Annotated in this window: 24 protein-coding genes; 8 read left to right on the top strand and 16 right to left on the bottom strand. The window is 41.0% G+C overall.

From position 1 onward, the window contains the following. Positions 1-60: 60 nt before the first annotated feature. The 3 genes from JU57_RS04105 to JU57_RS04100 are packed head-to-tail and all read right to left on the bottom strand — an operon-like array spanning position 61 to position 1043. The gene (locus JU57_RS04105; protein ID WP_037957290.1) at positions 61-627 is read right to left on the bottom strand and encodes a hypothetical protein; all 567 of its coding nucleotides are present in this window, start codon (positions 625-627) and stop codon (positions 61-63) included. Positions 628-655: 28 nt separating this feature from the next. Next, the gene (locus JU57_RS14240; RefSeq protein WP_363914219.1) at positions 656-868 is read right to left on the bottom strand and encodes a DUF5615 family PIN-like protein; all 213 of its coding nucleotides are present in this window, start codon (positions 866-868) and stop codon (positions 656-658) included. Further along, complete coding sequence (locus tag JU57_RS04100; protein ID WP_037957288.1) at positions 819-1043, bottom strand: DUF433 domain-containing protein; 225 nt, start codon at positions 1041-1043, stop codon at positions 819-821. The genes JU57_RS14240 and JU57_RS04100 overlap by 50 nt, the downstream gene beginning before the upstream one ends. Before the next feature lie 218 nt (positions 1044-1261). Between JU57_RS04100 and JU57_RS04095 the strand changes: the two genes are divergently transcribed. Further along, a complete protein-coding gene (locus tag JU57_RS04095; protein ID WP_037957286.1) occupies positions 1262-2842 on the top strand; it encodes a type II toxin-antitoxin system HipA family toxin in 1581 nt (526 codons plus the stop codon). 54 nt (positions 2843-2896) lie between these two features. Here JU57_RS04095 and hcp read toward each other — a convergent pair whose 3' ends face one another. Both hcp and uppS read right to left on the bottom strand, forming a co-directional pair. Continuing rightward, a complete protein-coding gene (gene hcp / locus JU57_RS04090) occupies positions 2897-4228 on the bottom strand; it encodes a hydroxylamine reductase (protein WP_037957283.1) in 1332 nt (443 codons plus the stop codon). 128 nt (positions 4229-4356) lie between these two features. Further along, positions 4357-5034, bottom strand: a complete 678-nt coding sequence (gene uppS, locus JU57_RS04085) for a polyprenyl diphosphate synthase (protein ID WP_037957280.1) — start codon at positions 5032-5034, stop codon at positions 4357-4359. 231 nt (positions 5035-5265) lie between these two features. Here uppS and rho point away from each other — a divergent pair, with 231 nt between their 5' ends. The 3 genes from rho to JU57_RS04070 are packed head-to-tail and all read left to right on the top strand — an operon-like array spanning position 5266 to position 8838. After that, positions 5266-6648 (top strand): transcription termination factor Rho, encoded by a 1383-nt coding sequence (gene rho / locus JU57_RS04080; RefSeq protein ID WP_294875776.1) that lies wholly within the window; start codon positions 5266-5268, stop codon positions 6646-6648. A gap of 18 nt (positions 6649-6666) precedes the next feature. After that, positions 6667-8340, top strand: coding sequence for a DNA polymerase III subunit gamma/tau (locus JU57_RS04075; RefSeq protein ID WP_037957274.1), 1674 nt, complete (start codon positions 6667-6669; stop codon positions 8338-8340). A gap of 3 nt (positions 8341-8343) precedes the next feature. Continuing rightward, positions 8344-8838, top strand: a complete 495-nt coding sequence (locus JU57_RS04070; protein WP_037957271.1) for an asparaginase domain-containing protein — start codon at positions 8344-8346, stop codon at positions 8836-8838. On the opposite strand, the gene JU57_RS04065 is transcribed toward JU57_RS04070, so the two are convergent. Genes JU57_RS04065 through prfB form a run of 4 tightly spaced genes read right to left on the bottom strand, consistent with a single transcriptional unit; the run spans position 8835 to position 12435 of the window. Beyond that, complete coding sequence (locus JU57_RS04065; RefSeq protein ID WP_037957268.1) at positions 8835-9581, bottom strand: EI24 domain-containing protein; 747 nt, start codon at positions 9579-9581, stop codon at positions 8835-8837. The two genes, JU57_RS04070 and JU57_RS04065, sit on opposite strands and share 4 nt — an antisense overlap. A gap of 3 nt (positions 9582-9584) precedes the next feature. Beyond that, on the bottom strand, positions 9585-10979 hold the full coding sequence (locus tag JU57_RS04060; RefSeq protein WP_037957266.1) for a hypothetical protein: 1395 nt from the start codon (positions 10977-10979) through the stop codon (positions 9585-9587). Positions 10980-10991: 12 nt separating this feature from the next. After that, entirely contained in the window at positions 10992-11315 is a 324-nt protein-coding gene (locus tag JU57_RS04055) for a hypothetical protein (RefSeq protein WP_037957263.1), read from the bottom strand. A gap of 25 nt (positions 11316-11340) precedes the next feature. Beyond that, positions 11341-12435: a peptide chain release factor 2 gene (prfB, locus tag JU57_RS04050; protein ID WP_037957261.1), complete on the bottom strand. Its 1095-nt coding sequence runs from the start codon at positions 12433-12435 to the stop codon at positions 11341-11343. A 101-nt stretch (positions 12436-12536) separates the two neighbouring features. Here prfB and panC point away from each other — a divergent pair, with 101 nt between their 5' ends. The 3 genes from panC (at position 12537) to tilS (ending at position 15749) form a co-directional block, all read left to right on the top strand. After that, complete coding sequence (gene panC, locus JU57_RS04045; RefSeq protein ID WP_037957260.1) at positions 12537-13358, top strand: pantoate--beta-alanine ligase; 822 nt, start codon at positions 12537-12539, stop codon at positions 13356-13358. Between the two features lie 116 nt (positions 13359-13474). Next, positions 13475-14785 carry a 30S ribosomal protein S12 methylthiotransferase RimO gene (gene rimO, locus JU57_RS04040; RefSeq protein WP_037957258.1) on the top strand — a complete coding sequence of 437 codons (1311 nt, stop codon included), beginning with the start codon at positions 13475-13477 and terminating at the stop codon, positions 14783-14785. Beyond that, complete coding sequence (gene tilS / locus JU57_RS04035) at positions 14760-15749, top strand: tRNA lysidine(34) synthetase TilS (RefSeq protein WP_051906572.1); 990 nt, start codon at positions 14760-14762, stop codon at positions 15747-15749. Before rimO ends, tilS begins: the two co-directional genes overlap by 26 nt. On the opposite strand, the gene JU57_RS04030 is transcribed toward tilS, so the two are convergent. The 6 genes from JU57_RS04030 to JU57_RS04005 all read right to left on the bottom strand — a co-directional run bounded on the left by JU57_RS04030 (position 15733) and on the right by JU57_RS04005 (position 20186). Continuing rightward, complete coding sequence (locus JU57_RS04030; protein ID WP_037957256.1) at positions 15733-16272, bottom strand: hypothetical protein; 540 nt, start codon at positions 16270-16272, stop codon at positions 15733-15735. The genes tilS and JU57_RS04030 overlap by 17 nt on opposite strands. Next, entirely contained in the window at positions 16265-16786 is a 522-nt protein-coding gene (locus JU57_RS04025) for a hypothetical protein (protein ID WP_037957253.1), read from the bottom strand. The genes JU57_RS04030 and JU57_RS04025 overlap by 8 nt, the downstream gene beginning before the upstream one ends. After that, on the bottom strand, positions 16783-17868 hold the full coding sequence (locus JU57_RS04020) for a hypothetical protein (RefSeq protein WP_037957251.1): 1086 nt from the start codon (positions 17866-17868) through the stop codon (positions 16783-16785). Before JU57_RS04020 ends, JU57_RS04025 begins: the two co-directional genes overlap by 4 nt. A gap of 124 nt (positions 17869-17992) precedes the next feature. Continuing rightward, on the bottom strand, positions 17993-18637 hold the full coding sequence (locus JU57_RS04015; protein ID WP_037957249.1) for a lysophospholipid acyltransferase family protein: 645 nt from the start codon (positions 18635-18637) through the stop codon (positions 17993-17995). After that, entirely contained in the window at positions 18618-19928 is a 1311-nt protein-coding gene (gene miaB, locus JU57_RS04010) for a tRNA (N6-isopentenyl adenosine(37)-C2)-methylthiotransferase MiaB (RefSeq protein WP_037957362.1), read from the bottom strand. Before miaB ends, JU57_RS04015 begins: the two co-directional genes overlap by 20 nt. Positions 19929-19943: 15 nt before the next feature. Beyond that, the gene (locus JU57_RS04005; RefSeq protein WP_025343768.1) at positions 19944-20186 is read right to left on the bottom strand and encodes an HP0268 family nuclease; all 243 of its coding nucleotides are present in this window, start codon (positions 20184-20186) and stop codon (positions 19944-19946) included. Between the two features lie 253 nt (positions 20187-20439). Here JU57_RS04005 and nusA point away from each other — a divergent pair, with 253 nt between their 5' ends. Further along, positions 20440-21564, top strand: coding sequence for a transcription termination factor NusA (gene nusA / locus JU57_RS04000; RefSeq protein ID WP_037957247.1), 1125 nt, complete (start codon positions 20440-20442; stop codon positions 21562-21564). Between the two features lie 53 nt (positions 21565-21617). Here the strand turns inward: nusA and JU57_RS13985 are convergent, their stop codons facing one another. After that, positions 21618-21770 (bottom strand): hypothetical protein, encoded by a 153-nt coding sequence (locus JU57_RS13985; protein WP_294875757.1) that lies wholly within the window; start codon positions 21768-21770, stop codon positions 21618-21620. Positions 21771-21776 lie beyond the last annotated feature (6 nt).

The raw sequence follows: 21776 nt of genomic DNA, 5'->3' as shown, positions 1-21776 counted from the left end.
GGTTGAGGAGGAGTGAAAATAAGTTACAAGTTTAGCCCCATATTTTCATCCGTTTTAAAATTATATGTCATAAGTCTTGGAATGTTTTGTTTCATTAAATTTTTTAAATAGCCACATATTTAGTGGTAAATTAAAATACAATAAAGAGGCAAAACTCGATAATAAAAAATAGATACCGTTTAAAACATATTCTTGTGTATCTAATATTTGATACATAAAGATACAGGATACGCCATAAAAAGCTAATCCAAAGGGAATATTAAAATATAGCATTTTTTGTGCAAAAGGGTCTATTTTTAGTTTGTTATTTTCAAAAGAGATAATTTTTTGTGCTTTAAAGAGATAATAAGATCCTTCATAATTAATATTTTTATCTACAATATAACACGCTAGATCAATATTTTTAAATTTTAATCCATAAACAATATGAACATATATAGTTTTTCGAAATTTTTCAAAAATTGTTTGGTCTTTTATTATATCGTTGTGTTTTTCCAATAAATTTAATTTATCTAACAATATTCTATCTCTGTTAAAAAGGTACTCAAATGCATATTTTATAGGGTAAAGGGAAAAGAAAGGGATTAATATTGTAGACAGTATTTTGATAGTGTTGATAAAATCCATTTTTATAAGATCCTTTTAATATAAAATTTTAAATTTTAATTGAACTTTTAACATTATATAAAAAATACGAGATATAAACTTCCAAGTCGGTTGATTCGTCAAGGTTTTTGAGCATTACATGTAAAGAATTGGGGAAGATGTCTGCTATTTTTGACAAGACACGATGGGAGATGTTATTGTCAAAAAGGAGTTTATGCACTGAGTTTTGCCGTAAGCGTTTTATGCTCTCTATCGGCTGCATAAGCAAGGGCAGCTAAGATGTCTTCTTTGGTCAGTTTTGGGAAGTCTTCTAAAATTTCATCGTAACTCATGCCATTTGCGAGCATATTGAGAATGTCATAAACCGTAATTCGTAAATTTCGAATGCAAGGCTTACCGCTTCGTTTGGATGATTTGATGGTAACTGTTGTGTTCATCATTTGTCCTTTATCGATGTTTCTAGTGCCTCATTTTAGCATATTTTTTCAAAGCTTTTCTTCTTTACATGTAAAGAAAACTCACTATACATTTGACTCAAAAATCACTTTAATGTTATCACGACACATATTCAGTATATTTTAATATTAATAACTCTATGATTTACACTAACTTAAATATAACTAAATATATGTCGCAATAACCTTAAGGATAAAATATGAAGATAAAAAGAGAGTATATCGATATTTTAAAACTATTTATTGACAAAAAAACCAATCTATCCTTAAGTGAAATAATAAGCAATTTTAAATACAAAATTGAGCCAAGAACATTGCAAAGGCATATCAAAGAGTTAATCACTTTAAGAAGACTTGTCTCTTATGGCAATGCTTCAAGCACGACCTATAGACTTCGATTTCCTGAAGAAATCATGGACTTTTTTGCCTATGTGTATAAGAACAAAAGATACGCTGGCGTTGTTGGGTTCTCCACATCTTTGGAAAAGTTTATATTTTCCTACGATGTTCATTACCTTTTTTCTGAGCCCATCGAAATCATTCCAACATTGGATACTCCTTTTGCCCTCATTGAATCGACAGAGTTATTTCCCGTATTTGAAGAGTTATTGCCAGAGGGGATAGACAGGCAAGCATTGGAATACCAAGAAAAATCTTCTTCTCCAATTGCATTATTATTAGCACTTGAACAAAATGTGGGGGATTTATCTTTTTCAAAAGAAAAGAGTGTTTTAACGCCCAATAGCGATGTTGGCATTTTTTATCATACGCATAAAAAAGAGATTTTGGGTACACATACCTTTCCTAATATGTTAGCGTTAGACATCAAAATAGATAAGGAAAAATTGTTTATCAAAGATATAGCCAAAGCAACGCAACCTTCTGTTCAATTTGGCTTATCGGGGCAACAACATAAAATGCACGTTATTATGGATGAGGCTAATGGGGTCTTGCGAGAACCACACAAAAGTGAGCCAACATACTATTTTATCAAGCCATACAACAAAGATTATACGGATCCTACTTTACAAAAATATCTTCCCTATTTGTCGGTAAATGAACACTTGCACATGAGTTTTGCTAAAAATGAATTGGGCTTTGATGTGCCATGGTCTGCTATCATCAAAGATGGAAAAGATTGGCATTACATTGTCAAACGATTTGACAAGTACCAAAACAGCGTTTTTGCCAAAACAAATGTCTCTTCTTTGATGGGACTCAATAGCGAAACGAAATACGATACTTCAACTGAAAAAATGGCGCAAAGGGTTGCCAAAGAGCTTTTAGACAAAAAGGAACGGTTGATTTTTTTACACTATCTTTTCTACTCTCTTTTAATCGTTCATGAAGATATGCACACAAAAAATTTAAGCATCATGCACACAAAAAATCGCTCGTTTATGTCGCCACTTTACGATGTTGCGACAACGGCTATTTATGATTCATGTTATGGTTATGAATCACATTTAACGATAAACGGCAAACAGCAAAACATCAGACCCAACGATTTTAAAGTGATTTGTCAAAAATTAGATGTCTCTTTTTCAGATTTTTTAAGACTTGCTAGAGAAACGGCTTTGATCTATGCCGATAAAATGCCTCACTACATAGAACACCTCAAAACGCTAGGCTCAATGCCTTTTTTTACGCGTAAGCCAATCAGCTCTTATTCTAAAGATAAAAGAGCATTAAAAGAGGAAATAGAATTTTCGGATATTTTGGAAAAGAAATTTTTTGAACGCGTAGAGAAATTAAAAGAGTTTGGTTGGTTGGTCGTCTAAACAAAGATAGAGAAAGCCCATCTCGAAGCTTCTCCATCTTTACATGTAAAAGATTTACGCAGGTTTTCTAAGCAGTAATTTCTCCACGTCAGATGCCGCGTCATCCGTCAAATGCAAGTTAAAGTTCTCTTGCAAGAAAGCGAAGATGTCGTCGTTCACAAATTGTGGTGGTTTTGGTCCGAGATAAATATTTTTGATACCAAGGCTAAAGAGTCCTAAAAGGATAAGAACTGCTTTTTGCTCCATCCAGCTAAGAACGATGGATACTGGTAAGTCATGTACTGTAACGCCAAGTGCGCCTGCGAGGGCTAGAGCGATGTGAACAGCGCCGTTACTGTCATTACATTGACCAAGGTCTAAGTAGCGAGGAATGCCTGTGTCTGCAACCGTTCCAAAGTCGATGTCGTTAAATCTAAATTTACCACAACTTGATGTTAAGATCACGCAGTCATTGGGGAGGCTTTCTGCCATTTTTCGGTAGTATTCGCCGCCACTTCCTGGAGCATCACAGCCTGCGATAACGAAAAACTGGCTGATTTTACCTGCTTTGACAGCATCTAAAATTTGAGGTGCAAGACCGAGGATGGTTTTATAGTGGTGACCCGTTACGAGTGTCTCGTCACTGTCAAAACCTGTTACATCGGGAAGCGCTAATGTTTGAGCAATAATTTCACTAAAATCGTTATTGTGGATTTTTTTGCCCTCTTTGATGCCTACGATGTCGTAAGTATAAAGTCTATCGATATAGGTTGAGTTTGATTTTGGAGGAACGATACAGTTAGTATTAACGATGATAGTTCCGCCCCATTGCTCAAAGAGTTTCGTTTGGTCAAACCATGATTTACCGATGTTACCTTTAAGATGAGGGTATTTTTTAAGCTCAGGATACGCATGGGCTGGAAGCATTTCTGAATGCGTATACACATTGATGCCTTTACCTTCTGTTTGTTTCAAAAGCTCTAAGAACATGTCAAGATTGTGACCGCTGACTAAGATCGCTTTACCCTCAGCTCTGTTTTGACTGATTTGAACAGGCGTTGGGATACCAAGGTGAGAGGTGTGCGCTTCGCTTAAGATGTCCATCATTCTCACACCCGCAGAGCCGATTTTCATCAGTTGAGCGATGTGATCGTCAAAGTTGAAGTTCACGTTGGTGAGGGTGAAGTAAAGTGTTTGAGCGATGACGTCATCGACTTCTTTGGTATTGGCACCAAATTCATTGGCGTGGGTTCGATACGCACTTAGCCCTTTAAGACCGTAAATCATGATGTCTTGAAGTTTCGCCAAGTTGGCATCTTTGCCGCACGTTCCTACATCTTGACCTTTAGAACCACAGCCATTGATGGCACTCATAGAGCATTGATCACATAACATGTTTAAAGACATTTTTTATCCTCTTTGAAAAATTTCCAGCATCTTAGCAAGAGGAGAGAGCTAAGTCATTGATTGATCTCAATCAAGACTTTTACATGTAAAGACTCGAATCTTTCCAAGCGATGATCGCGTTAAATAGATTAAATTTTGCCATACCGTCTTTCGGTGGATGTGTATTCGGAGATAATCGCTTCGAGTTCTCCTGTGGAAAATTCTGGCCAGAGCGTTTTGGTGAAGAAAAGTTCCGCGTACGCAGCCTGCCAGAGCAAGAAGTTTGAAAGGCGGTAGTCACCCCCTGTTCTAAGCAATAGATCAACATCGGGAATGCCTGCGGTATCGAGGTTGGATTCTAAGATCTCTTTGGTGATTTCACCCTTTACATGTAAACATTTATTGATCGCGCGAAGGATCTCATCGTGCGCACCATAATTGATCGCAAGGATTTGTCTAAGCCCTGTGCAGTGTTCTGTCATCGCTTTGGCATACATGATCTCTTTTTGAAGAGAGGTGGAAAATTTGCTCATATCGCCGATGACGTCAAAACGGATATTGTTTTCCACAAGGGTAGCAATTTCACTGTGCAAATATTTGGAAAGCAGTTTCATCAAAACCGTGACTTCCGCTTTGGGGCGATCCCAGTTTTCGGTACTAAAAGCGTAGAGTGTTAGATACTTGATGCCCATCTTAGCGGCATACTTCGTGATCTCGCGTACCTTTTTAGCGCCTTCTTTGTGTCCAAAAGAGCGCTCTTTTCCTTGACGCTGTGCCCATCTGCCATTGCCGTCCATAATAATCGCCAAATGCACTAAATCATTCATTTTTCACTTCTTTGCTGCTCACAATTTATGAGCGCCATTTTATCTTTTTTCTCTTTAGCCCACCTTGACAAATCCTGCCACTTTGACTAAAATTACGCCATCACTACTTTTTAGAATTCTCACAAAGTAGTCTCATAACAATCGACTCAAGCAACTCTACCTTTGGGAATCTTTCACCCTATAAGAGACTCTAGCTTCATGAACGATCAAACTAATAACAAAGAAGGCACAATGAGCGGAAACACTCCTACCTCGAACAATCAATCCTGCGCAAATGGAACTCCACCCAACGGAAATACCAACGGAAACGTACAAGCAAAACCAACTCACTATAACAAAACCCGAACGCACGTTCCCGTTGATGGCTACAAAATCGAAGGGCTTAGAACCACGCCTCTGGAAAAACTCTTAGAGATCGCAACAGAGCTTGGCATTGAAAACCCCAACGAATTAAAACGCCAAGATTTGATGTTTGAGATTTTAAAATCGCAAGTCAACCAAGGCGGATTCATTCTCTTTACGGGCATTTTGGAGATCGCAGGGGAAGGATATGGTTTCTTACGTGCCACAGACGCCAACTTCTCAGACAGTGCCAATGATGCCTACGTCAGCAGTACGCAAGTCAAAAAATTTGCACTTCGTACCGGTGACATCGTTACAGGACAAGTCAGACCTCCCAAAGATCAAGAGCGTTACTACGCCCTTCTCAAAATCGAAGCGATCAACTACCTTCCGCTTGTTGAGAGTAAAAAACGCCCTTTATTTGAAAACTTAACACCGCTTTATCCAACCGAAAAAATCAAACTTGAATACGATCCGATGAAAATCACAGGACGCGTACTTGATCTTTTTACGCCTCTGGGTAAAGGTCAACGTGGGTTGATCGTAGCACCTCCTAGAAGTGGTAAAACAGAGCTGATGAAAGAGCTCGCACACGGTATCTCACGCAATCATCCTGAGGCAGAACTGATCGTTTTACTGGTCGATGAGCGACCCGAAGAGGTGACCGATATGCAGCGTTGTGTGCAAGGTGAAGTCTACAGTTCAACCTTTGATATGCCAGCATCCAACCACGTTCGTGTCGCAAACCTTGTCATTGAAAAAGCCAAAAGACGCGTGGAGATGGGCAAAGATGTCATCATTCTTTTAGACTCCATCACCAGACTGGCTCGTGCGTACAACACCGTAACGCCTTCAAGCGGTAAAGTGCTCAGTGGTGGTGTGGATGCCAATGCCCTGCACAAACCAAAGCGCTTTTTTGGTGCAGCACGAAACATCGAATTTGGTGGGAGTTTGACCATCATTTCAACCGCATTGATCGAGACGGGAAGTCGTATGGATGAAGTCATCTTTGAAGAGTTTAAAGGTACCGGTAACAGCGAAATCGTTCTGGATCGCAATATCTCTGATCGTAGAATTTACCCAGCCATTAACATTATGAAATCAGGCACACGTAAAGAAGAGTTACTGCTCTCTCCCGATAAGCTCCAAAAAATTTGGGCGCTTCGTAGTGCTATTAGCCAAATGGATGACATTGAAGCGCTTAAATTCTTGTATGCTAAAATGCTTAAAACCAAGGACAATGAAGAACTTTTATCCATCATGAACGACTAAAAACCTAAAGGTTGCGCTGTGTCATCACAAGTACTTGCTCTCAAATATCGTCCCTCCTCGTTTGATAAGTTGATCGGCCAAGAGTCGATCACCCAAACGCTTAGTTTAGCGCTTAACCAAGACCGGCTTTCGCATGCTTATCTTTTTTCGGGACTGAGAGGGAGTGGCAAGACTTCAACCGCGCGTATCTTTGCCAAAGCACTCGTATGTGATCAAGGACTCACTTCAACACCGTGCGAAGTGTGCGAACACTGTCTGAGTGCCAACGAAAACCGTCACATCGACATCATCGAAATGGACGCGGCGTCAAACCGTGGCATTGATGATATTCGTGAGCTGATTGAGAGTACCAAATACAAACCCACCAGTGCACGTTTTAAAATCTTCATCATCGATGAAGTCCACATGCTCACCACACAAGCGTTTAATGCGCTTTTGAAGACATTGGAAGAGCCTCCCAGTTATGTGAAATTCATCCTCGCAACGACTGATCCATTGAAACTGCCTGCAACAATTTTATCCAGGGCGCAACATTTTCGTTTCAAACAGATCAAACAAAGCGACGTGGTCAATCACCTCTGCCACATTCTCAATCTTGAAAATATCGAGTACGAAAAAGAGGCGCTTGAGATGCTAAGCCGTGCAGGGAATGGCTCATTGCGTGATACCTTGACACTTTTGGATCAAGCGATTATCTATTCTAAAGGGTACATCACGCCTGAGAATGTTGCAACGATGTTAGGACTTTTGGATCCAAACCAGCTCGAATCCATCTTTACCACCCTGTTAAGTGGGAACAAAAACGAGATGCTGCACCTTATCAAAGAGCTTGAGAGTTATGAATGCGAGATCGTCATCGATGAGTTGATCGCGTATCTTAAAAATGCTTTTTTTGCACAAGATCGCCGCTTTTCAACGCTGTTGTATGAGCGTTTTTTCAAGATTCTCAGTGAAGCGAAGAGTCTTCTTTACATCAACGCTAACAATGGGTTTGTGCTTTCACTGATCTTCTTTAAAATGATCGAAGCGACCAACATTAAAACCGTTGAAGAGATGATCGATTCGCTTGAAAATGAGAAGTATCGCCTTCCAGCAACTCAGGCAAAACAGCAGATAGAGCAAAGCACTGAAACGCCGACAGCCAAGGCGGAAGAGCCTTTACATGTAAACGATCAAGGCGTGACTCCAGCGACACTTTTTGCGCGCCTTTGTGACAAACTGCTCGACCGTAATGCGGAACTGGGTGAATGTTTTAAAACGCACATTCGTTTTGATCAGTTTAGTGACGCTACGTTAACACTCAACTCTAGTGCTCACGAGGAGAGTGGAAAAATTCTTAAAAATAATTCAGCCATTATACGCCATTTTGTTCAAGATATTTTTGGCTTTGAGACTAAAATTCAAATCAATAAAATCCAAGTTCCCCACGCTGAACCCACCCCCACATTTGATCCCAATATTGCGCTGCAAATGAGTGAAGCAGAGTTCAATGCCAACGATCAAAGCGCCTCAATGATGGAAAGTCTTGTGTTTGAAGAGGCACAAGCACCTCAGGGCGATAGTTGTGCCGCAGGAGCGTTGATGGCAGATAAAAAAGAGATTGATGCCAAAGAGGTGCTCAACACCCCTTTTGTTCAAAAAGCCACGGAGCTGTTTGATCCTCAAAAAATCCAAATTCGCCAAAAGGTCTAATCGATGGAGAAAATCCTTATTCTCAACACAGGTGGCACATTTAACAAACGCTACAATCCCCTCAAAGGAGAGCTGGAAGTTCCCACGGACGGCATTGCCGTGGAGTCTATTTTGCAGTATTGTACCAATACTTCGTATGAACTTTTAAACATCATTCACAAAGACAGTCTGGAGATGAGTGAGGAAGATCGCGAGTTGATTGTTCAGACGATTCAAGCCTCATCCGCCAAGAGAGTTTTGATCGTCCATGGTACCGACACGATGGATGTGACCGCTACGTTTTTAGCGTTACATGTAAAAGATAAAATTATCTCTCTTACAGGTGCAATGGTGCCTTTTAGCATCGATACGATCGAAGCAACCGCGAATTTCATGATGGCGCTTGGTGATTTACATGTAAGAGAAAAAAACGGTGTTTATCTTGCTATGCACGGTGCTGTTGCCAGCCATGGAACAATCTACAAAAACCGTCCAAAAGGGATTTTTGAGCTCTGTTAAAGAGCTCGAATCCCCTTCGTTTTGCGAAACAAAAAGTGACTCATCACAATCACATAATAAGGATAGATGACCACCCCTAAAAACGGGATAACCGTCAGTGCAAAACAGACCAACGAAATTCCCCTCATCTGCCCTGCATACAAGCGTTTAAGCTCCCTATACTCCTGCGTCGAATTCAGCATCGAAGCCACATCCAAGACTAAAAGTTTATGAAACAGGTAATAGACAGGTACGAGAAGCGCGAAATTGAGCACCGGAATAAAAACCAACGGTGAGAGCAGCAAAAACATCAGTGTCGTCCATAACAGCGTCTTTAGCACCATCCACAGATAACTGAAAAGCCCAATGCCACGAAAAGCAACCGTTGGGTAGTAAATGGTGCCGATCTCTTTAATGAAATAGCCTGCAAAAAGCCCGACGATCACCGAGTAAACCATCAAAAAAAGATAGTACGTCACCATCGCAGAGGTAAAAAAGAAGAGAATCGCCACCACTGTTTTGGTGATGAAGATGAGTGAAACCATACTCAAAAACCAACTCTGCTCGATGCTCCCTTCAAAACTTTGCAAACTCTGTGCGACCCATTCGGAAAGTGCGCCCATACCGCCAAACAGCAGCCAAATCGCACCTATAAAAACAACGATGGTTAAGAGAAACGAGAGCAGAGAAACGAGTAAAACCCTTGGAGAGAGTGTATCTCCAAGAGCTAGGGCAAAAATGTTGGTTTGAGTGGGTGTATTCATGACTTACTGGATGATTTGACCATTAACACTAATGGCACCTTTTTTCATCGCAATTTCATAGATGAAAAAATCACCCTCAGCCTTGCCTCGCGCAAAATCTTCCGCTGAAGTCAACCCCATCAATTCAAGCATCACACGGTCATCTTTGTGCACTTTCACTTTGGACGTAATATCAACCAATCCAATAAGTGCAAGTGGGCTTTGGGTGTCGTTGTAACTGTTGGGCGCAATCTCAAGCTTAGTATCTACACTCACATCTTTAAGCGTGAGCATTTGTGTTGCAAGCCCCTTTAGAGCGATGTCTAAATCTATTTTTACCCCATGGTTTACCAACGCTACAAAGTCATCAATCAGCACTTTATCTTCAACCGTAGTCGTCCCAAGAAGCAACGCATTGTAGTCTGCTTGTACTTTCTTCATCGTGTCGGAATGAACCCCACGTAAAAAGAGTTTGGCAAAAAGTGTCTCCAGCTTAATGTCATCGGTATCACTGAGCAGCGCAATGTTGCCCAGCGTATAGTCGGCTTTGACCTGAAGATCTTTTTGCACATCTTCAATACTACTATTTGCTTTCAAAAAGCCAAGGTCAAATTTGACATTGGAATACTCATCGTTCATTTCAAGCGCGTACGTGCCAATGCTCATATCGCCTCTGTTATTGAGCTCATCTTTGTAGTTAAAGTTATAGACAAAATCTTTGAGCTCGCTTTTAAACATAAACATCTCACCCATCACACCAAGGTTTTGTTTGCCAACGCCTAAAACACCTTGCACGACACCACCACGTTCATTAAGGCTCATTCGCTGGTTTTGCGTGTCAATGCTTAGCACTGCCCCCTCTGCTTTGATCTCTTCTTTGATGTCTTTGAACTTCAGATCTTTGAGTTTTTGATCGCTCGTTAAGATCATTTCAACTGCTAAAACACCGCGCGTCAACAGTGGGTTAATCGCATCGCTGACTGCTTTGTTGTTGGCAAGCTCTTCTTGAACTGATTTGGGCAGTTGATCGAGAGATAAGGAGAGTTTAACATCGCCTGGCAAAAGATTGGAGTGGATCATTTCTCCTTTGAATGTGAGACCATCCAACGATTCGTTGATGCCATGGTTACTCTCTTCTTTCATCGCCTCGGCAAAAAGTGTGTACTGGGCGTTTTTCGCAACCAACTGCGCAAGTAAAAAGTCGCGTGCTTTTTTGGCATCGATCACTTCAAGGCTAAAGGTTCGCACACTGGTGAAATAGCCACTTTTACTTAAAATCTCTTGCTTAAGCCCATTTTTTTCGAGCAGTGCGCTGTTGGTTTCAATGATGCTATCAACGTTGTGAGAAACAACCAGTGGTGTGACGCCAAGAGCCGATGCAACCACAGCAGCGATAATGAGGTATTTTGTTTTTGACATACAGAGCCTTTGTTATTTGTAGCCTATGACGTAATAGGTGTTTTTGTGAGGAACTTTTTCCAAAGTCACTTTATATTTTGCTGCCCATTTGTGAATCATTTCATTGACTTCATCAATCAGATCAGCACTGGTGGCTTCGTTTTTGATTTTGAAGTAATCTTTGTTACTAGAGAGTGCCACAAAAGAGTGATGCACTTTAAGGGCATCGTGGAGTGCAAGCAGGTGTTTGCCAACATGTTCAAACCCTATGGTATTGTTGATAACGCACTCAAGTTGCGCTTCAGACTTTGGTGTAACACTGTAGCCTAGTTGTGTTAAGATTGCTTGTTTTTCCATTGGTTCTTCCTTGTATAGAGTATTTTTAGCGTTTTTGTGCAATCAGCACATCTTCGATCATTTTTGAAATATCGCCATCTAAAATGTTATTGACTTGCGAATAGGCGATGGTGCTTCGGTTGTCTTTGACTTGTTGGTAGGGCGCTAAAACGTAACTGCGTATCTGGTGTCCCCAACCAATTTCGCTCTTTTCAACCCCATCTTTCACCGCTTGTTGTTTTTCAAGTTCAAACTCATACAAACGTGACTTCAACATTTTCATCGCCGTTGCTCTGTTTTTATGCTGTGAGCGATCATTTTGACACTGTACCACAATGCCTGTAGGCACATGAGTGATGCGAATCGCACTGTCGGTTTTATTGACGTGCTGACCACCTGATCCGCCTGATCGGTAGGTGTCTACTTTAAGGTCACGATCTTCGATAACGATGTCAATGTCATCATCCACTTCAGGAGAGACCATCACAGAACTAAACGATGTGTGACGTTTGGCATTGGCATCAAAGGGGCTGATACGCACCAAACGGTGGATGCCATTTTCAACTTTAAGGTAGCCATACGCATTTTCACCACTGATGATAAAACTCACATCTTTAAGCCCAGCCTCATCACCCTCTTGGTAGTCGAGCACTTCGACTTTAAAACCAGAGCGTTCCGCCCATCTTAAATACATACGGTACAACATGCTCGCCCAGTCTTGACTCTCCGTCCCTCCAGCACCTGGGTGAATGGAGATAATGGCATTTTTGTTATCATTTTCGCCACTAAGCATCATGGCTATCTCTAAATTGGTGATGTGATCTTCCAAATGGTCTGCATCTTTGTAAAGCTCTTCGATGGTTGCTTCATCGTTTTCACTGTTTGCCATCTCGTACAAATCGACCGCATCCACAACCACATTTTTGGCTTTGGTATAACGGGTCAGTAAGGAATTTAAAGAGGTTTTTTCTTTTTGCAACTCAGCGGCCTTCTTCGCATCGTTCCAAAATTCAGGGTCTTGCTCGATCATCTCAATCTCACCTAGCCTTGAAATCAACTCTTCTGGCTTGATAATCTGAGCAATATTGTCCACTTTTGTGGTTAATTTTTTGAGAAGTTCGGTGTATTCGTAACTATCCAAATGGTTTCCTTTTGCTATAATACTCGCTTCAATTTAAAAGACTTTTCCTAAGAACCGTTTCTTAGAAGTCTAGTCTTATATTTTACTCAAAAGTGCCTAAAATGAAAATAGTAAAAACTATCACTGAATTATCCCAAGCAAGAAAAGAGCTTCAAGGCTCCATTGGCTTCGTGCCAACCATGGGAGCCTTGCACAACGGACACCTTTCGTTGATGCAACAATCCATCGCTGAGAATGATCATACCATTGTCTCTGTTTTTGTCAATCCTACACAGTTTTTAGCAGGAGAAGATTTTAGTACCTACCCACAGCGAACCCAAGCTGACATCAAAATCTGTGAACTTGCAGGCGTGAGCATTCTTTTTATGCCCACGGCTGAAATCATGTACTCACCCATGGAACCAACGATTTTAGCACCCAGTGCCAAAGCTTATATTTTGGAGGGCTTAGCGCGCCCTGGGCATTTTGATGGCGTTTTACGTGTTGTGCTCAAACTCTTTCATCTTACCAAACCCAATAGGGCTTATTTTGGTAAAAAAGATGCGCAACAGCTCTATTTGATTCAAAATATGGTCAAAAGTCTCTTTTTGGATTTGGAGATTATCCCGTGCGAAATTATCCGAGAAGATGACGGACTCGCACTTTCGAGTCGCAATGCGTATCTAAACGCCCAAGAGCGCCAAGATGCACTGCTTTTGTGCGAATCTTTGAAAGTGGCAACCCATGCAGTGATCGCAGGGGAGCGTGATATTGCAACGATTCAAGCTGAAATGTTACAGACCCTCAAACCTTTACATGTAGAATACGTGGAAATTTTAAATCGTGATTTTGATACAATAGAAACCATTGAAATAGGCAACTCTATCATTCTCGTCTGCGCCAAAGTTGGCACCACTCGCCTCATTGATAATTTATGGATCTAAGGTATTTTTCTGCCTCATAAGAGGCAAGCTTTAGTGCCCTAGTTGCAAACGTAGCTTTGGAAGCTTTGCTTTCGAAGCGTAAAACGAGTTCTGAAAGAACTCTATTAAGGAATACATTGAAAAAACTACATTTAGTCTCACTGGGCTGCAATAAAAATCTCGTTGATAGCGAAGTGATGCTCGGCAAACTTCAAGCCTATGAGCTTTGCGATGATCCCTCCAAAGCGGACGTACTTATCGTCAACACCTGTGGTTTCATCGGACCTGCGAAAGAGGAGAGTCTCAACACCATTTTCTCACTCCACGAAGCGCGTAAAAAAGGCTCTGTGCTTGTCATGGCAGGCTGTTTGAGCGAACGTTACAAAGAAGATTTGACCCAAGAGCTTAAAGAGGTCGACCTTTTTACAGGCGTGGGTGATTATGACAAAATCGATGAGATCATCGCCCTTCGCCAGAACCGTTTTAGCCCGGCAACCTACCTCCTAAACGAAGAAGAGCGCGTGATTACGGGTTCCAATGCGCATGCGTATGTCAAACTTTCCGAAGGCTGTAACCAAGCCTGTAGCTTTTGCGCCATTCCTGGATTTAAAGGCAAACTGCATTCACGAACCCTTGAATCTCTCATTAAAGAGGTCAAAGCGCTCGTTGCCAAAGGTTTTTATGACTTTAGTTTTATCTCTCAAGATAGCAGTTCATTTCTTCGCGATGTGGGGGAAAAAGAGGGACTGATTAAACTCATTGATGCAGTGGAAAAAATCGATGGTGTGAAGAGTGCGCGTATTTTGTATCTTTACCCAACCACAACGTCAAACGCTCTGATTGAGCGCATTATTAGCTCACCGCTGTTTCACAACTACTTTGACATGCCGATCCAACACATCAGCAACTCTATGCTCAAACGCATGAAACGAGGTGCTGGACGTGAGCGAATCATTGAGCAATTAGAACTCATGAAAAAAGCGCCCAATAGCTTTATTCGCACCAGTTTTATCGTAGGACATCCCGGCGAAAGCGACGCGGAATTTAAAGAGCTTTTGGACTTTGCCAAAGCGTTTGATTTTGACCGTGTCAACATCTTTGCATATTCAGATGAAGAAGATACCAGCGCTTACGGGATGGATGAAAAAATCGACACCAAAACGATCAATAAACGCATCAAACAACTCGACAAACTCGTCCAAGCCAAAACGAAAAAAAGCTTTAAAAACGAGGTGGGCAAAGAGGTCGTCATCTTAGTTGAGGGAGAGAGTAGCGAACACGAGTATTTTATGGGCGCGCGTGAGCTTCTTTGGGCACCGAGTATTGATGGTGAAGTCTTGGTCAATGACTCAGACATCGCAAACATTGAAGTAGGCAAGTGCTACCGCGCAACGATTAGCGAATGTGCTGGGAATCAACTCATTGCAACCATCACCACTGTTGCATAATGCAACACTTGAACTTCTTAAAAGATCAAAAAATTTAGTAGCATTTTCAGGCGGTGGAGACTCCACTGCCCTCTTCTTTTTACTCAAAGAGCAGAACATTTCGTTTGATATAGCCCATGTGAATTACCAAACCAGAGCGCAAAGTGATGCTGAAGAGGCGCATGCCAAAGCACTTGCCACAACGCATCATAAACACCTTTTTAGCTTTACATGTAAACTGGAAGGGAGCAATTTTGAGCACCATGCTAGAGAAGAGCGCTACGCTTTTTTTGAAACCATTCTCCAAGAACATGGCTACGATACGCTTTTAATGGCGCATCATTTAGGAGATCAACTCGAATGGTTTTTAATGCAACTCGGTCGTGGAGCAGGACTTGTGGAGATGATAGGGATGCAAGAGGTGGAAGTACGAAACGATTATACGCTGGTTCGCCCTCTTTTACATGTAAGCAAAAAGACGCTTCAAACCTACCTTCATGAGCATCAAATCACCTACTTTAATGATGAAAGTAATGCCTCACGCAAGCATCTACGCAATCAATTTCGACACGACTATGCAACGCCGCTGATTGATATGTACGAAGAAGGTATCGCTAAAAGTTTTGCCTACTTAATCGAAGATCGTAAACGACTTTTGCCCCATCAGGCTAAACGTATTGGTGAGCTTTGTATACTGCCACGCGACGCGGATGACCTTATCAACATTCGTCAAATCGATCAAATTATCAAACAAATGGGAACGCTTTTATCCAAAGCACAAAGGGATGAGATTTTAAACACCAAAAACTGTGTCATAGGCGGAAATATAGCGGTCTGTTTTGGTGAGATGAAGATTTTTATAGCACCTTATCTTAAACATGCTATGGGGAAAAAATTTAAAGAGGCGTGTCGCAAAGCGCACATTCCTCTAAAAATTCGCCCTTACCTCTACGCGCACGCTCTTGATCCTAATGCGTTGCGTTAAGATCGTAGACCTTAATTTTAAAGGTTGAGCTAATACTCTCACTACTAGATTCCAGATAGATCGGAAAATCGGCTTGAACGATGCTGGTGTAGCGGTTCAGCCCTTCTAAAAAATTATAAAAGTTGGTCGGTGTTTTGAGGGTTGACGTGACGTTGAGTTCATACTCAACAAACTCTTTTTTATACGCTGATTTTGTGACTTCTTTGAGTGATACTTGGGTAAAAAATTTTCCAGCATAGCGCATAAACTCCTCTTGCGTAAAGGGGTGTTTAAACGCAGAGATCACATGCACGTTCTCGGCTTTGAGTTTAGAGAGTTCTGCTTCGCGCTCCAAAAAGAGGTTTTCAACTCTGGTTTTATGCACCAAAACCCGTTTGTATTCTGCTTGCAAGATGCGGTGTTCTTTGACATTGGGGATGATCAGCAAAAAAACAAAGGCAAAGGTAACCATGATAAACACCATTAAAAAAATGAGCAATTTCATCATGTCGATTTTGTCTAAACTGCGGTCAAAACTATTCACCTAAGCCATCCTCGCCAATGATTTTGTTAATGCTCACAAAATTATACCACCCCTCTTTTGTCAGGTAAAAGGTGGTGTTGCTGGTATGAAAAATCGATTTGAGCGGTGCTGCTAACAAAAAATTAAAGGTATCTTGTGTGGGGGAGATACCGTATAAAATAAGCGAATTACGCTCCATTTGTACTTTTTTGAGTGTAATTTGATCTGGGACTAAATCAAACAGATTTTTCATGCTCTCTTTTAAGAGGGTATTGTTTGAAAAGATCTCTTCAGAGAGCGCTTTCTGGCGCAAAATCAGCCCAATGGTTGCATCGTCTTCATCGATCTTTTGTTCAAGCATTTCACGCTCTTTGGTTAGATCAACCACGCCACTTTTAAAGGAGCTCATCTCAATCACGATGTAAAAATTGAAAATAATCATAAACAGAGACATCAAAGTAATAAAAATGACCCACATTTTGCTAAAGAGGGATAAAAAGGGCTTCGGACGAGGTGCGATGAAACTTAGTCTCATTTAAAAACCTCTTTAATCGCGATGTCACACATACGATCACCCACGTCCACTTTGTGAATCTCCACGTCCATCATTAGCTCATCTTCAAGTTGATGAATCAAATCGGAACTGATCTCATAGCCATCAAAAATGATAATCTCATCAATAAATTCACTGACATACAAAGGGTTGTGATAATACTCTTCCAGTGCCGTTTTCAAGTACTTATAGACCAAAAGATCGCGCCCATAAAGCTCTAGGCTGATGTCCTCATCTTTGAGCGCGTCCATGCCTCTTAATTGACTTAAGGAGCGATCATTCACATCGGAGAAAGAGTCGGTAGAGCGCAAATCATCAATATCTTCAAGATCACCAAGTTCACCTAATTCACTGAGTTCTTCAATCTCTTCTTCTTGCGCTTCCTCGTCATCATTGGCGGTTACTATTTCGGACATCTCTTCAGTCGAGTCGATAATACCCTCTTCTTCTTGTTCATTTTCCCAATCATTCATATCATTGCTGTGGGTAAATGCTGTGTCCGTTTGTGTTTTGAAAAAAGCACCAAAGTGTAATTGACGCTCTTCAAAAATCGCTAAAATAAAAAAATCTTGGCAGTTGAGAAGATAACATGTAGGCTTGTTTTTGAGTTTTTGAGAAACGACAAAATCGCTCAAAAGAATAAAAGGTGAGTAGATAAAATCCAGACCTACTTCAGAAAAAAGATTCTTAGCCCATTTGATCTCGATAAACGAAGCATACGCAGACCATTGGTTGAACAAAGCGACGTTGTAAACATTTTGCATATCAACGCTGTGCTTGCTAAAAGCACTGTTTCCTGTGCCTGAAATGGCACCTTGCCCTAAAGAACTTAGCAAAAAAGCGATGTAAACAAACTGATACTCATCTTGCAAATTCATCAAATAATCTTCAAGGTTTTTATCAAGCGCATCTAATGGAGATGTCAACGTAAAGGTTTTGGTAAACGTTCGAGTAATGGCGCCCTCTTTAAGCACTTTACAACGCAGGGTACATTCAGTCTCACTTAACACAACAGCCACAAAAAGATTCTGAAATTTTTTCTGAAGAACAGTTCTTATGCCCATATTTCTGACTCTTTGTTCACATCACTACTCTTGTGTTGATTTGAATTTGTACTATATATTAGACTAATCTTGCTTAAGTTTTGTAAAATATCAAGCAAAAGCGGTACCATTTGGGCGAAGTGCATCAAACAGCGTGTTCTAAAAGACGTTTTTGAATCAGCGCCTTTGCCTCTTCGAGTGAAAACTCATGCACATAGAAAGGATCACTGTAGTAGAACTCTAACGTGCAAAAAGGTTTTGGAATGCAAAACTGATCCCAACTTTTCATTTTCCAATACGACGTTGGTCTGCAATTCATAGCGACAATAGGCACTTTTTTCATTCGAGCAAGGGCTACAACACCATCGGCAACGCTATGCCTTGGACCTCTAGGACCATCAGGTGTTATGCCAATATCGCGCCCATTTTGAAGCGATTTTAACGCATGTCTCAAAACGGACACACCGCCTTTCGAAGAACTTCCACGAATCGTTTTTGCGCCGTAAAGATCCATCAATTTTGCGATCATCTCCCCATCAAAATGGTTGCTGATGATCGTATCAACAGTGTTAATGTGGGTACGTTGCGAATAATGTCGATAGGCTAACGCAGCCATCAATAACTCACCGTGCCACATAGCATACAGCGTAGGAGAACCAAAAACACGCTGTTGATAGTGAAATTTCTTTTTACATGTAAAGAAAAGAAGGTTCATGAACACATAAGCAAGGCGTGGAAGAATCCACACCAAGAGTTTGCGTTGCATCGTTTTAGAGAACAATTTCGCCATAGAGGGAGAGACGTTTTGGATTGGTGATTTTGATGTTAATTGTTTGTCCAAGCAAGCTCTCATCACCTTTAATCTGCACAAGGGCATTGTTATCACTTCGCCCTGCTAAAAAGCCACTGTTCCGAAGTTCATCAATATAAACAGGATAGGTTTTATTGAGGTGTTTTGCTGCAATTTCATCTAAAATTTCATCTTGCAAAAGCTGCAAGCGCTCCAGTCTCGCTGAGCCTATCTCAGAATCAATTTGGTTCGTAAACTCAGCCGCTTTGGTCAAAGGTCTAGGAGAGTATTTAAACGCAAAAATCTGCTCAAATTTAACCTGTCGTATGACATCAAGCGTATCCTCAAAATCAACGTCACTTTCTCCGGGAAAAGCGACAATAATGTCCGTACTGATCGAGACATCGGGAATCATTTCACGAAGCTTTAATGCGCGATTTAAAAACCACTCTTTGCTGTAACCTCGTTTCATCTGCTCTAAAATATGGGTCGAGCCGCTTTGTAAGGGCATGTGCATCGACTTACAGACTTTTGGATTGTTTGCAAACGTTTCTAAAAATTTATCGTCCATGTGCAAGGGGTGCGGTGAGGTAAAACGGATGCGCTCAACTTCTGGGATTTCACTGATCAAATTGAGTAGGTCTGAAAAATCCATAGAACGCTCGATATTTCCGCTAAAACGTCTGCCATAATTGTTGACATTTTGCCCGAGTAAAAAGATCTCTTTCGCCCCATTTTTGGCTGCTTTTCGAGCTTCATTAACAATCAAATCGGCTGGAATAGAAATCTCATCGCCTCTGGTTTGGGGCACGATGCAGTAGGTGCATTTTTTATCGCAGCCGATGGAGATGTTCACATACGCTTTGTACAAACTGTTGCGGTATTCTCCAAAGGCATAGGTGCTCTCATCATAGTCGGTATCGACGCTGAGAAATTTTTCTGTATTAACTGCTGTGGAGATTTTGGAGACGTTGCGTGCGCCGATGACGAAACTCACATACGGCGCGCGCCTGAAGATCTCTTTGCCCAAATGACTTGCGGTGCATCCGCACACACCGATCTTCGCCCCCTCTTTTTTTTGAAGGTTGTATTTTCCGATCTCTGAAAAGAGTTTACTGACAGGTTTTTCACGCACACTACAGGTGTTGACCAAGATCAGATCTGCTTCTTGTAGATTGTTCGTTAAAACATAATTTTCTTTATCCCCAAGCTCGGCGATAATGTGCTCAGAGTCCCGCACATTCATCGCACACCCAAGGGTCTCGATATAAAGCTTTTTTGATTCTGCTATACCCAAAATCCAGCCTTAGAGGATATGTACTTCGTACATGTAATCGCTCTCACCCAACCCGTAACGAATGTCTCTTAAATAGACGCTAAACCCTTGTGCTTCAAAGTGCTCGACCAGTGCCACGAGGTCTTTATGAGAATTTTCTTTGTCAAAATAAAAAATCTTTTGTCCCTCTTTCTCAATAATCTCTGTCACTTTGTCCAATGTAATTGTCTTTGGTTTTCCATTAATTTCATTTCGTGCTAATTTGATTTCCATTGTAAACCTCTTTTCTATCGCAAAAATTATCGTATGTGTACAACACGCACAAAGATATATCGCGAAGTATACTTTGTTTTCGATAAATTCCTCATTAAAAGCAAACAGATGCTTTCTTATAAAGAAAAATAAAAGAAGATTTTAGTTATAATCCTTACTCTTCACCGCAATCGTTTAAATTTCCATTTTGATTTTTCATCATTGCGAATAACACACATGACATAAAAAATATGTATCTTTATTAAGGAAACTTATGGAAAAAATTGTAGACATTATAGAATCTATTGCCCATGAAAAAGGGCTCGACATTAAAGAAGTTAAGAACACCGTAACCTTGGCACTCATTAAAACGGCAAAACGAATTTACGGCGCAGAATACGAATACGGTGCAGAGATTGACCCTGCGACCAAAACACTTAAACTCTATCAAAAAGTCATCGTTGTCGAACCTGATGATGCAAGACTTCTAGAGGGCAATGAAAATTTTATCGCGATTAAAGAGGCAAAAGAGGTTGATCCTGAGATTGACATTGGCGATGAACTGACCTATGAATTGCCTCTCGATAACCTAGGCAGAACAGCTGCTGCAACGCTTCAAAAAGAGCTAGAGTATCACATTCAACGCCTCTTAGAAAATAACATTTTTGAAAAATACCAAAAGCTCGTAGGCAAAACCGTTTTTGGAACCGTGGTACGTGTGGATAATGATGAAAATACGTACATTGAGATTGAAGAAATTAGAGCCGTATTGCCACGTAAAAACCGTATTAAAGGCGAGAAATTTAAAGTCGGTAACGTCGTTAAAAGCGTGATTCGTAAAGTGCTCATCGATAAATCACAAGGCATGTATGTTGAACTTTCACGTACCAGCCCAAAATTTTTAGAGTCTCTTTTAGAGCTTGAAGTGCCTGAGATCAAAGATGAGTTGATTAAAATCATCGGCAGTGCGAGAATCCCAGGGGAGCGCGCGAAGATTGCATTAACCTCCCTTCACCCCAACATTGACGCGGTGGGCGCAACCGTTGGAACCAAGGGTGTGAGAATTAATGCGGTCAGCAAAGAACTGCACAATGAAAATATCGACTGTATTGAGTACTCAAACGTTCCTGAAATTTTTATCGCGCGCGCACTCAGTCCTGCCATTATCTCCAATGTCAAAATTCAAAATGGCAAAGCCATCGTTACCCTTCCAAGTGATCAAAAATCAAAAGCGATTGGCAAAAATGGTATCAATATTCGTTTGACGTCCATGCTGACCGGTTTTGAAATTGAACTCGTTGAATCAGGTGGCGCAAGTGCAAATGCAAATCCAAACAGCGATGAGTTAGCCGAACAACGCGATCCAAACGCCCTTAAAAACCTTTTTGGTGGACTGTAATCGTCTTTACATGTAAAGCGAAAACGCTTTACATGTAAACCTCTTTTTTCTCTTTATTCCGTCTTCTCTTTCACGTATTCAGCCCCATGATTGATCTTCTCTTTGGTCCACTCCGCACCATCTTTGGCATCTTTTTTAATGCCTCCCCATGTCGCGCATCCACTCATGAGTCCCACGATAAGCAATGTTAAAAGAGTCGTTTTCATTGTTTT

The sequence above is a fragment of the Sulfurospirillum sp. SCADC genome (assembly GCF_000743525.1).
Lineage (GTDB): Bacteria > Campylobacterota > Campylobacteria > Campylobacterales > Sulfurospirillaceae > Sulfurospirillum.
Note: the sequence above shows the minus strand (reverse complement) of the source record. Positions and strands in the feature narration are given on the sequence as shown.